Below are 12494 nucleotides of genomic sequence, written 5' to 3' on the forward strand. Positions count from 1 at the left end.
TAAGGGAGAATCAAGGAGGAAGCATTGATATGTATGGTATTAAAAAAGTATCTGATATAACTGGGATTTCTCCCATTACATTAAGAGCATGGGAAAATCGGTATGATGTCATCAAACCGGAAAGAACAGATGGCGGAACAAGGATTTATACAAAAGAAAATGTAGATGATTTATTATGGGTAATTAACGAGCGAACAACAAACAAAGTCACCGTTAAGGAAGCTATGCTTCGTTTAAAAGAAAAAAAAGAAGCGATTTCACCTAATGTCGAAAGCGTAGATTTAGATAGATTCCAGCCCGAAATAGATACCATCTTTGACGCCTTAAAACAATACCATACCGACTTGGCGTCTGATCGCATTCATCACCTATTAAGAAAATATGATTACGAATTGATTTTTCATCATGTTTTTGTACCCATCCTACGTCGAGTCGGAGAACATTGGCAAAATGGTACATTGCATGTTGCACAGGAACATTTTATTAGTCACTATTTACAACGATTTATGCAACAATATTTTCATCAAATCAAACTACAACAAGAACAGCCACCACGTGTGATCGCATTATGTCCACCAGAAGAGTTACATCACATTGGCTTATTATTGTTTTCGATCTTTTTAAAACGTCGAGGATTTGCTGTCTTGTTTATTGGTGAAAATACACCTATTGAAAGCTTAATTCACGTCATCGAAGAAAATGAGGCAAAACTTGTCTGTTTTTCAGTAACCATGAATGAGCATGCGATTTCCTTAGAGTCAACAATTAAACGAATCAAACAAAACGTTTCAACTTGCCCTAATATCGTTATCGGTGGAAATGGAGTAAACCATTTACCCAAAACACTAGAATCCTACATATTAATTGGAGGATTACGAGAATGGACTGCATGGCATAAAAAAATAATGGAGGACGCAATATGAAGCAATTTTTAATTGATCGTTTAACCAGATATGCACAGATAAATACCCAATCCAATGAACAAAATAACACATGTCCATCTACACAAGGTCAGTGGGAGCTCGCTCATATGTTAGTTTCTGAATTAATGGAAATTGGTTTAGAGGATGTTCAAGTAGATGAGCATGCCTATGTGACCGCTACTTTACCTAGTAATAGTGAAACAGAAGTACCAGTAATCGGTTTTTTAGCTCATTTAGATACAGCAACCGACTTTACAGGTGAGAATGTGAAACCTCAACTAATCAAGCAATACAATGGGAAAGCAATTGTTTTACATAAAGACAAACAAATCGTCCTATCACCAAAAGATTATCCTTCTTTAGAAAATTATTTAGGGCATACATTAATGACAACCGATGGCACTAGCTTGTTAGGAGCGGACAATAAAGCAGGAATTGCTGAGATTATCACGGCGATCGATTATCTGATACAACATCCCGAGATCCCACATGGTACGATTCGCATTGCTTTCACACCTGACGAAGAAATCGGCCGTGGTCCTCATAAATTTGATGTCCAAACGTTTGGAGCAGAACTTGCTTATACGATTGATGGAGGGCCTTTAGGAGAATTGCAATTTGAAAGCTTTAACGCGGCAGCAGCAAAGATCACCGTAAAGGGAAATAATGTGCACCCTGGAACTGCTAAGGGGAAAATGGTACACGCTGCCAAAATCGCAATGAATATTCACGAGCAGTTACCAAAGGAACAAGCACCCGAATACACAGAAGATTATCAAGGCTTTTATCATTTACTCTCTTTTACAGGAGATACGGAAGAGGCCAAGCTATATTATATCATCAGGGATCATGATCGAAAGCTATTCAATCAAAAGAAACAAGTACTTCAATCTATTATTGATCAAGCACAACGAACGTATGGCGAGGATAATGTCTTGTTAGAAATGCAGGATCAATACTATAACATGGCCGAAAAGATTGAACCTGTAAAGTATATTGTAGATATTGCTGAACAAGCGATTCGCGATGTCGGTGTCGAACCGATCATTCAACCAATTCGCGGTGGCACGGATGGTTCTCAGCTATCATTTATGGGATTACCAACGCCAAATATTTTTACAGGCGGCGAAAACTTCCATAGCAAATACGAATTCATCTCGATTGACAACATGGTAAAAGCGACCGAAACCATCATCAAAATCGCAGAGAATTTCACGAAAAAGTGAGTCAATAAATGATTCTATGCTTATAAATAGAGACTGAAATATAACTAGTTTTCCCCTAAACACGAACGATACAATATGAGGATACTACTCAGTATATCTTTTACGTTGTAGTAATTTTGAGATAATAACACTGCTTAGCACTCGCTACGGCTTGTTCGCTTCCCTTTCCATGGGGTTTTACCTTCAGCTAACTTTTCCAAGCAAAAACCGCATGGAAAAGTGGATCTTCAGGTAAAACGAGTCCCATAGGAGTGGAAGCGAACGCCTACGCTAATGAATGTTCTACAAATAGATGCAAGAGCTTAATTAAAGACTTCTATCGCTAAATATAAACGAAATACTTATAGAAAGATCAAAATGATAGCTGTAACAACAATTGTAGCATCCCTTAAGAACGAAGGCGGCCGCTTTTACTCGAGGCCATTGAAAAACATATTATGGAATTTATTTTCCCCACTTTAACCCCCGAAACACTATTGAAAATGCATATAATTCCCCACTTTCATATGATATTTAGTATGAATTTTGGGATTGTATTTTTATTGATTAAAAAGGAAGGGGGTTTTTCAGTGGCCTCCTTTTACTCCTGCGGGATGTTTTTACCCTAAGGTCCACTTTTTTAGCGAACTTTGCTAAAAAAGTGGACCTTAGGGTAAAAACCCGCGGAAAGGAAAGCGGGCAAGCCGAAGCGGTTGCAAAGCACACATAAAATCTCATAATTACCACTTCAGTTATTGCGCAGCCTTCCTACCACACATAAAAATCCAAACGATTCGAAGGTCATTTCAATTTCGAATCGTTTGGATTTTTATAATTATAAGATTCTTTTGTCCCAGACTCTTCTTTATTAGAGTAATAAACTTAGATTGTTGACATACATGATCTGATTCTATAGAATACAACTCATGACCGATAAGTCATTTTTGTGACTAACTAGTCAAAAGGGGGTACAAATGGATAAAAAAGCAGAGATAAAAGCTATTGCTATTCAGCTTTTTTCAAAGAAAGGATTTTCGGAAACATCTGTACAAGAAATTGCACAACAAAGCGGAATCTCTAAAGGTGGATTTTATACATACTTTTCTACTAAAACAGATTTAATACTAGAAATGATCAATGATTACCATGATAAAGTCATAGATAGCACAAAACATATAGAAGCCTTAAAGGATAACGATGACCTCGCACGATATATTCAGTTCGAATTAGAAGCTTGGATCGACCATCAAGCCTTCTTTCATGTTTTATTCAATGAATTCGCCCCAAAAAAGCATAAGCAAATCACAGAAAAAATGGAAGAACTGCGTGTTAGTTTAGAGCATAACCACCGTGAAATTTTTCACCAAGCATATGGTGATAAAGTAAAACCATATGTAACCGATTTGCTCGTTATGTTTGAAGGGCTCATGAAAGAATACCTATTATATATGTCTTTACATCCCAAAGACTACAGTACCTTTAACCTAAGTCAATGGATCACAAGTATTATCAATGCTATTGTGCAGCGTTTAAATGAGTTAGAACCTTTTTTAAAAGATGGCGAAAATGAATCAATCTTCCAAGTGATAGAAACGATCAAAGAAAACATTAATCAGAAACAAATAACCAATGGTGATAGATTGTTAGAAGCTCTCTATCATATTGAACAAGAAATACAAAACCGCATAACAAATTCGGTGACAATGGAAGCAATGTTTCTTTACTTAAAACGCGAGCCTTCCCTTTACCCTTTTGTTATAAAATTAGAGAGACTTAGCAAACAGGAGGACAAAGAAACATGAATCAAGCTACTAACATGGAACCAAAACAACGAAATTTAATGGTTGCGGTAATGCTAATCGGTGCATTTGTCGGTTTACTTAATGAAACACTATTAGCAACTGCATTACCTAGCATTATGCAAGACTTCGGCATTGCTGAAAATCAAGTGCAATGGCTCACTACAGCATTTTTATTAACAAACGGGGTAATGATCCCGATCAGTGCTTTTTTAATTGAACGATTTACCACACGCCAATTATTTATAACAGCATTAAGTATATTTGCTGTGGGGACCTTCATCGCATCGATCTCACATACATTTGAACTTTTACTAACAGCTCGAGTTGTGCAAGCGTCTGGCTCTGGGATTATGTTACCGTTAATGATGACCGTTATGCTTAAAGTGTTTCCAGTGGAAAAGCGAGGAGCAGCAATGGGGATGGCAGGGATCGTTATTTCCTTCGCACCAGCGATCGGGCCAACACTCTCTGGGTGGTTATTGGAATTCTTCTCATGGAGAGGATTATTCTATGTTGTCTTACCAATTGTAATCATTGCAATTATTATTGCAGCTATTTTCGTTAAAAATGTAACAGAACAAACCTATCCGAAAATCGACATTCTATCGATTTTATTATCATCATTTGGTTTTGGTGGTTTATTATATGGATTTAGTAGTATTGGTGGTGGTCACGGCGCTGGTGAGGCTTCAACTGAAATAGATAGTGTTGCACTTGCGATCATCATTGGTGCAGCGATCATTTTAACCATCTTCATTTTACGACAACTAAAATTAAAGAAACCTATGTTAGAATTTCGAGTATTTAAGTATCCTATTTTCTCACTATCCCTGATTGTTACCATGATTGTATTAGTGGCCTTAATTGGTGCGGAGACCATGTTACCATTGTATATGCAAAACACGAGAGATTTTTCCGCATTAGAATCAGGCTTAATGTTATTTCCAGGAGCGATTGTAATGGGAATTATGTCTCCTATTACAGGTATGCTTTTCGATAAGTTTGGCGCAAAATGGTTAGCTGTTACAGGTATGTTGATTGTTTCATTAACCACTTTTCTTTTTACGAGTTTAACCATCGATACAGCATATAGCTTTTTAGTTGTGATTTATGCGATCCGTATGTTTGGGCTTTCCTTAGTTATGATGCCTGTTATGACAGCTGGTTTAAATCAGTTGCCACCTGAATGGCATCCACACGGGACGGCGATGGCAAATACGATGCAACAAGTATCAGCATCGATTGGTACAGCGATTTTGATTACGGTAATGACGACTGCAGCAACGAATCATCAGCCAAATCAAACTGCGCTAGATGGCTTAACAGAATCAGAAGCAATCAACCAAATAGCGGCTAATGCAGCGATGGATGGTTACAATGCTGCTTTTTGGCTGGCAACCATTTTGTCTATAGTCGGACTTACCCTATCCTTTTTCTTGAAAACAAAAGCAAAAACAGAACTGAAATACTAAACAAAGACTTCACATAATAGTTGTTGTTGGCGAGTAATGACAAGCTCGCCAACAACCATATTAATCTCATTAATATGGCTGTTTCGCGTTATCACACTATATACTCCACAAATTCTCTTCTTTCGACGATCAATAGAACTACCTATTTTTTACCTTTTATTTAAAAAATTATTCCATATTTCGTAAATCGTGTTAAAATAAGCAATGTATGCTGAATTTTTAGGAGGATTGATGCAAATGAATGAACAGACAAATAAACCTTTAGGGTTTGGAGAAATATTAGACCAAACATTTCGTATTATTAAAACACAATTCAAAACACTTTTTATGATTACCTTTTTAATTATGGTACCGGTATTTGCACTACAGGCACTTATTCTTAGTTTGACCGGTCGTGATTTAATTACCAGTTCAGATCCTGGACAAAGCCTAATTGACCAAATTGTAACAAATGCTGATTCTTTCGCAAATTCGACCGTCCAAGAAGATTTTACTAGTTCGTTGGTAAATCTTATTATCATTTTTGCAACGCCACTAATAGCTGGTGCAATTATTTGGACCGTTAAACTAACTCGTGAGAGTAAGGAAGCACTTTTTGCCAAAGATATGATAAAACGAGCACTACCACGTTATTGGCCAATGTTTTGGAGTACGCTCCTAATCTTTCTTATTTTGTTTGCATTATTAATTCCTGTTTTTATGCTGATCGGTATCTCAAGTGTGATGTTTATGTTCATCGATCCGATTTTCGGAGCTATTATGATGTTTGTCATTTCGATCGCGATATTTATTGGGATAGGTCTTTTGTTTACTAGATGGAGTTTGTACCTGCCTGCTATTTTATTTGAGAAAGTAGCACCAGGTTTTTCAAAAAGCTGGCGTTTATCCAAAAGACAAACATGGAAATTTTTTGGTCTGTTTATTGTGCTCTTAATCATCACAGGGATCATAACGACCGTATTACAACTTCCTTTAATATTTTTAGGAAACAGTGTACTAGCTCACTTATTAATGAACATTACTTCTCTGGTGACTTCCATTGTATTTATGGTGGGTTACGGTGTGATGTACTTTGATGCTACAACAAGACAAGAGGCTACAGACCTTAAAGAAATGATTAGCGAATACGATGTGACAGAACGATCTTAAAGGAGATTATACATGTCATCTTATCAAACAGAACGAGAGCAATTAAAGGAAATTCTAAGTAATAAAGAATATCAAGTCTATTATGAAGATAATCGAAGTTTTATAGAAAAGATTTGGGATCGAATAAAAGAATGGCTAGGTGATATTCTTTCAAAAGTTTTCGAATCCTTTGATCCGAGTACTACAGTTGGTAATAGTATTATCACGGTGATAGTGCTAGTAATACTGCTTGCTGTAGTAATCGGTATAGTAGCGATTGTCATGACAGTCACGAGAAGAAAGCGACTTAAAAATCACCAACCGTTTGCTTCTAGTAATCAATTAGAATGGGGCTATCAAGAGCACTTAGATGTAGCAAAACAATATGCGTCAGAAGAAGCGTATCGTCTAGCAACCCGACATCAATTCCTGGCATTTTTACTGCTTTTAAATGAAAAAAGCTTATTAACAGCGAAATTGTGGAAAACAAATTGGGATTACTACGATGAGTTGAAACAATCCAAACATGCCTTAGCGCAGGATTTCTATCAATTGGCTTTATTCTTTGACAAATCCGCTTACGGTGAGCAACAAATAACCCAAGAGGATTACCAAAACTATCAAGCTAAAATCACAGACTGGATAGATTTCATCGCTCGAAACAATCATTCCGATAAAGAAATAGGTGAACGATAATGCTCGGTAAACGAACATGGATCGTAGCTGTCGTCTTTTTTTTGATTTTAATTGGGGTTAGTGTATTTTCAAGCAATAATACACCTGAACCTTATCCACCTTATTTGATCGACTCACCAGCTCCAACAGGTCTGAAAGGTTTTTATACATATTTGAATCAAAATCAATATCAAGTGGACGATAGCGAATCATTACCAAATCAAACAAGTTCAGGTGAAGTACGATTTTTATTAGATCCACCTATTTATTCTGATAATAGTGTGGAGAAGCAATACCAAGACTACTTGAGCAACGGTAATACGATAATACTAGCAAAGCAAAATCCAGATAGCTTATTTGGCATTGAGACAGAGTATGCCATGGAAACTTTTCTTAATGAAGAAGAACAGACAATGGAAGTTACTCATCAAAATGACAGTTTTGATGTGATCCATGAGAGCCTTCATCGTATCATCACAGAAGAAGAGGATCATATTTTACTAGAAGATGAATTCGGTGTATTAGCTATCGAAAGAGAAATTGGAGAAGGCTCTTTAATCGTCTTCACTGAACCTGGTTGGCTTACAAATGACGAAATTACAAAAGAACAACATCTTGACGTATTATTTGAAATTCTTCCTATTCAAGAAGCAGAAACGATCATTTTTGATGAGTACGGTTTAATCGATTCTGGTGGGCTAGTTTCGCCGTTTGCCTTATATCCAAATTGGGCATATGTCTTACTAGTGGAAGGGATTATTGCCACTATTCTTGTTTTGTGGTATCAAGGAAAACGATTTGGTCCGATTGTAACGGTTAGAGAAGAAACAGTGCGCTTTAGCGATGAACGTTTAAAAGCACTTGCGATATGGCAGTTAAAGGGAAAAAACTATCAACCTTCCATTAAAGATCAGCTCGATTATCTCAAGGAAGCCATTCGTCAACGATATGGTATTCCTTATTATAAAAGTTGGCAAGAACGTTTAAGCAGCATAGAAGGTAAAATAACAAGCTTTTCAGCTAAAGAATTAAACCAAATCGCAAAAGGATTTGAAACCATTTCCGAGCAACAATCGTTAAATAAACAAGAATATCTTAAATGGTCTCATGAAATCGATAAAATCAGAGAAGAGGTGAAGACAAATTGACTTCAACAATTACATCTTTATTAGAGAAGTATGAAGAAAGAATTATTGGGCAACAAAAGAATTTACGTTTACTATTAACAGCTGCTTTAGCCGGGGGTCATGTCTTAATTGAAGGGGTACCTGGTACGGGAAAAACACAAATGGTAAAAACATTAGCACAGTTACTAGATAGTAGTTTTAACCGGGTCCAATTTACTCCTGATTTATTACCCAGTGATATTACGGGAAGTTCGATCTACAATATGAAGGAACATGCTTTCCAAACATTAAAAGGACCTATTTTCACAAATGTCCTGCTTGCCGATGAAATTAATCGAACACCTGCCAAAACACAGGCGGCGTTACTGGAAGCAATGGAAGAAAAACAGGTAACGATTCAAGGTGAAACTTATAAATTACCTGATTTTTTCTTTGTAGCAGCTACCCAGAATCCAATCGAATTTGAGGGTACATATCCATTACCAGAGGCACAACAAGATCGTTTTTTCTTTAAGCTGAAAGTAGACTTTCCAACTCTTGAAGAAGAAACCGCCGTATTGCAAATGGTGATGGCAGAACAAAGCAATCCTCAAGAAATAACTGCCATCTTTACGAACGAGGCTTTAGCAGAGGTCCAACATACCATTCAAAAAGTACATATTAGCGATGAAATTGCGGACTATATTATGAAAATGGTTAGAAAAACCCGAGAACTAGAACATATTCAATATGGTGCCAGTACCAGGGCAGCACTCGCTATCGCTAAAACAGCACAAGCATGGGCATACCTCGATAATCGTGATTACATTACACCAGATGATGTGAAGATTGTTGCTATCCCAAGTCTTCGTCACCGTATCCAACTATCTCCATATGCAGAATTGGAGGGATCAGATATCGATGAAACGATTCAAGAGCTTGTGGGATCGATTGCTGTTCCGCGATAAGGGCATTATACCAACAAAAAAATTATTACTTTTATATTGCCTGTTTCTTTTGGCGATGCTTGTTCTATCATTTTGGCAATTCTCATGGCTATTTCTTTCAATTGCCACCATTCTAATGATTGCTCTTTTGACGACAGATATTTTTTTGTTACCTAAACGGTCAGAATTTTCCGTAGAAAGAAACATCGATGAGGAAATGGAACGTTATCAGAAACAAACCGTCTCGATTCACATTCACAATCGCACAACGGATGATTATTTCGTACGCATAAAAGACGGGATACCTACATCGTTCCAAACGATATTCCCGCTTGGCCAGAAGATCCCAGCTGAACAGAAAACGAGGATTACATATGAGGTCTTTCCTCAAATAAGAGGAGACTATCTCATCGATAAATTATATTTGCGCTTCAAGACCAAATTCGGATTATGGGAACGACAAATAACCTTTTACTTACCTAATCAAGTAAAGGTAATTCCGAATCTATCAGAAGCCAAACGATATTTAGCGAGTGCTCAAAACTATTTATTGCATGAAGGAATAAAAATCCGAAAAATGCGCAGTGGTGTTGGAGAATTTTCAAAGGTTCGAAGCTATGTAGTTGGGGACGATCCAAGAAAGATTAACTGGCGCCAATCAGCAAAATTACAAGATATGATGACAAATGAATATGAACCAGAGCACGGAAAATATGTAACGATTCTAATTGATTGCGGTCGAATGATGGGTGTAGAACTTGAAGAAGGGAATCGCTTAGAAAAATCTGTAGAAGCTGCCATAACACTTGCAACAGCCGCTTTACATAATGGCGACCATGTATCTGTTATTGCTTTTTCAAAAGACATTAAAGCGGTTGTCCCTGCCGGAAGGGGATTGGAACATCTTAATACCATCCTACAAACCATTTATTCCGTGGAGGTAGACGCCCAAGAGTCGAACTATGCTTTAGCGCTTCAACACGCACAATCGATCCAGCGAAAACGAAGTATGATCTTATTATTTAGTGATGTCCAAACATTTGCTAATGAAGATTATCATCTCTTTTATATGAAAAAATTACGAAAGAAACATCTTTTTGTCATGGTTGGGATTGAGGATCAATTGCTTCACGACAAAATAAAAAGCAAGCCTACTAGTGCTTTAATAACGATGGAAAAAAGTATCGCACAAAAACAATATCTCTATCAGAAACAAGTCATGCGAAAATGGGAAAAACATGGATTACCCATGCTCGAAGCTCCTGCCGATCGGTTAGCAGCGACGTCTGTTTCCCATTATATTGAAACATTAAATCGTGGATTGTTGTAATTTTCTTCGTTGCATCAGAAAATGCCCTGCGATCATGTAAGCCAACAATCCAACAGCAGTGATTATCGCTACCAGATATTTCATTTCTAAGGAGATATCCGCTGGTGTGATATAGCCTTCGATGATACCAGCTATTACAAACAATGGAATCGTGCCTAATAATAGTTGAACAGAACGGACTGTCTGTACTTTGAGCTGGTATCCTCTCGAATATTTTCCAGGGACAAATATTTTGTAACCCATTAACAAGCCTGCACCACCTGCAATAAAGATGGCCAGCAGTTCAATTATTCCGTGAGGGACAATATAAGCCCAAAAAGAATAGGAATTACTGTAATTCCAGAATAGTCCTGCTAAAGCACCAATTAGAATTCCGTTATAAATTAATACATATACAGTAAGAATCCCAAAGGTGATCCCACCAGCAAATGCAAGAATCGCTACTCGAATATTGTTGGTCATAATCTCTGCTGACATGACTGGTGCATCAACTGCTTGAGGATTTTCTCCTAATGATTCAGGTTCAACTGACTGCACCATTTCTTCGGGTAAAATCCCATATAGATGAGCTGGATTATCGATTACTGTAATAAAACTTGCTAAGCCTCCAATAAAAAAAAGGAGCATCGCAATGATGATTGCCTTCCATTGTTCAAGTAACAATCCGACAAACTTACTTGAAAAGAAATGATAGGCTTGTTTCCAAGAAGATTGTTGAGACTGATAGAGTACATTATGTGCTTTTGCTACGATCTCATTCAGATACTGCGTCACATCTTCATTAGGGAAATAGGTTTGACTGTAAGATAATTGTCTGGCAACCTTTTGATATGTATGTTGGAATTCTTCAATTACTTGATATGTTTTTTTCTTTTGTAGATTGGTAGTAAGTGCTTCTAACTGCTCCCAATCAGAACGATTTTGCTTAATAAATTGATTGATTTGCATAAAATCACCTTTTTTTCTATCTTTTTACTATATTATACTGAAAGACTACGTAAATGAAAAGGACTTAATTAAAGTACAGAAAGAGGTCGAATATGGAACAGGAAAAATTAGGAGTTAAAACACCAGAATATGTTTCCCTACAATTTCAATTAGCTGGGTTAGGTTCAAGATCTGCCGCACATATCATTGATTATGCGATTATCATGTTTACCCAATTATTGATTATCCTATTTTTATTGTTGGCGTTTACGAACAGTGTTACAAACTTTTTCTTAGGGGCTGGTGAAAGTCTCGTATTTGCTATTGTTCTGATCGTGATATTTATCCTTAATTTTGGTTATTTTATTTTGTTTGAATATTTTTGGGGTGGACGAACAATCGGCAAGCGAATCTTAGGAATTCGTGTCATTCAGGAAAATGGACATAATATCACTCTTTTGTCGAGTATCATTCGTAACTTTGTAAGAATCATTGATAGTTTACCAAGTGCTTACGCTGTAGGTATCATTCTAATTTTCGCTCATAATAAACATAAGCGTTTAGGCGATATTACTGCTGGTACCATTGTGGTTCATGAGAAACAAAAGAAATCACGAAAACAGAAACCTCTCGATAAATATATAGACGAAAAAGGATTAAGCAAAGAAACATTACAATTAGAAAGCTTTCATCTTAAGCAATTTTCCCAGAAGGATTGGCGTCTATTACAAACCTATGTACATCGTATTGTTGATTTACGCACACAAGAAAGAGATCAACTAACGATGCAGGTCAGTAAGATTTTATTACCAAAAATAGAGGATCAGATCACCAACAAAGCAATAAGTAACGAAAACTGGTTGATTTTACTTTACCTCCATTTGAAAGAAGAGTGGGAGTACTAAAAGAACAGTTTGAAATATAAGAGGGAGAGCGAATTTGCAAGAAGAGCGGTGTGAAATGCAAGAAGAAGCGCTAA

11 protein-coding genes are annotated in these 12494 nt (G+C 36.8%); 10 read left to right on the forward strand and 1 reads right to left on the reverse strand.

Translation table 11 applies throughout. The features are described from left to right. Positions 1-29: 29 nt before the first annotated feature. The 9 genes from BN3107_RS01440 (at position 30) to BN3107_RS01480 (ending at position 10588) form a co-directional block, all read left to right on the forward strand. Entirely contained in the window at positions 30-923 is an 894-nt protein-coding gene (locus BN3107_RS01440) for a MerR family transcriptional regulator (protein WP_058305863.1), read from the forward strand. Next, positions 920-2149, forward strand: a complete 1230-nt coding sequence (pepT, locus tag BN3107_RS01445; RefSeq protein WP_058305864.1) for a peptidase T — start codon at positions 920-922, stop codon at positions 2147-2149. The genes BN3107_RS01440 and pepT overlap by 4 nt, the downstream gene beginning before the upstream one ends. A gap of 953 nt (positions 2150-3102) precedes the next feature. Beyond that, on the forward strand, positions 3103-3930 hold the full coding sequence (locus BN3107_RS01450) for a TetR/AcrR family transcriptional regulator (protein ID WP_058305865.1): 828 nt from the start codon (positions 3103-3105) through the stop codon (positions 3928-3930). After that, positions 3927-5402 carry an MDR family MFS transporter gene (locus BN3107_RS01455; RefSeq protein WP_058305866.1) on the forward strand — a complete coding sequence of 492 codons (1476 nt, stop codon included), beginning with the start codon at positions 3927-3929 and terminating at the stop codon, positions 5400-5402. Before BN3107_RS01450 ends, BN3107_RS01455 begins: the two co-directional genes overlap by 4 nt. 237 nt (positions 5403-5639) lie before the next feature. Next, positions 5640-6551, forward strand: a complete 912-nt coding sequence (locus tag BN3107_RS01460) for a hypothetical protein (RefSeq protein WP_058306023.1) — start codon at positions 5640-5642, stop codon at positions 6549-6551. 12 nt (positions 6552-6563) lie between these two features. Beyond that, complete coding sequence (locus tag BN3107_RS01465; protein WP_058305867.1) at positions 6564-7226, forward strand: DUF4129 domain-containing protein; 663 nt, start codon at positions 6564-6566, stop codon at positions 7224-7226. Next, entirely contained in the window at positions 7226-8353 is a 1128-nt protein-coding gene (locus BN3107_RS01470; protein WP_058305868.1) for a DUF4350 domain-containing protein, read from the forward strand. The genes BN3107_RS01465 and BN3107_RS01470 overlap by 1 nt, the downstream gene beginning before the upstream one ends. Further along, positions 8350-9279, forward strand: a complete 930-nt coding sequence (locus BN3107_RS01475) for an AAA family ATPase (RefSeq protein ID WP_058305869.1) — start codon at positions 8350-8352, stop codon at positions 9277-9279. The genes BN3107_RS01470 and BN3107_RS01475 overlap by 4 nt, the downstream gene beginning before the upstream one ends. Further along, positions 9233-10588: a DUF58 domain-containing protein gene (locus BN3107_RS01480; RefSeq protein WP_077065021.1), complete on the forward strand. Its 1356-nt coding sequence runs from the start codon at positions 9233-9235 to the stop codon at positions 10586-10588. The genes BN3107_RS01475 and BN3107_RS01480 overlap by 47 nt, the downstream gene beginning before the upstream one ends. On the opposite strand, the gene BN3107_RS01485 is transcribed toward BN3107_RS01480, so the two are convergent. Then, positions 10568-11536 (reverse strand): stage II sporulation protein M, encoded by a 969-nt coding sequence (locus BN3107_RS01485; protein WP_058305870.1) that lies wholly within the window; start codon positions 11534-11536, stop codon positions 10568-10570. The two genes, BN3107_RS01480 and BN3107_RS01485, sit on opposite strands and share 21 nt — an antisense overlap. A gap of 92 nt (positions 11537-11628) precedes the next feature. Between BN3107_RS01485 and BN3107_RS01490 the strand changes: the two genes are divergently transcribed. Next, on the forward strand, positions 11629-12420 hold the full coding sequence (locus BN3107_RS01490) for an RDD family protein (protein ID WP_058305871.1): 792 nt from the start codon (positions 11629-11631) through the stop codon (positions 12418-12420). Positions 12421-12494: the final 74 nt, after the last annotated feature.

This window comes from Gracilibacillus massiliensis (assembly GCF_001458115.1).
Lineage (GTDB): Bacteria > Bacillota > Bacilli > Bacillales > Amphibacillaceae > Gracilibacillus > Gracilibacillus massiliensis.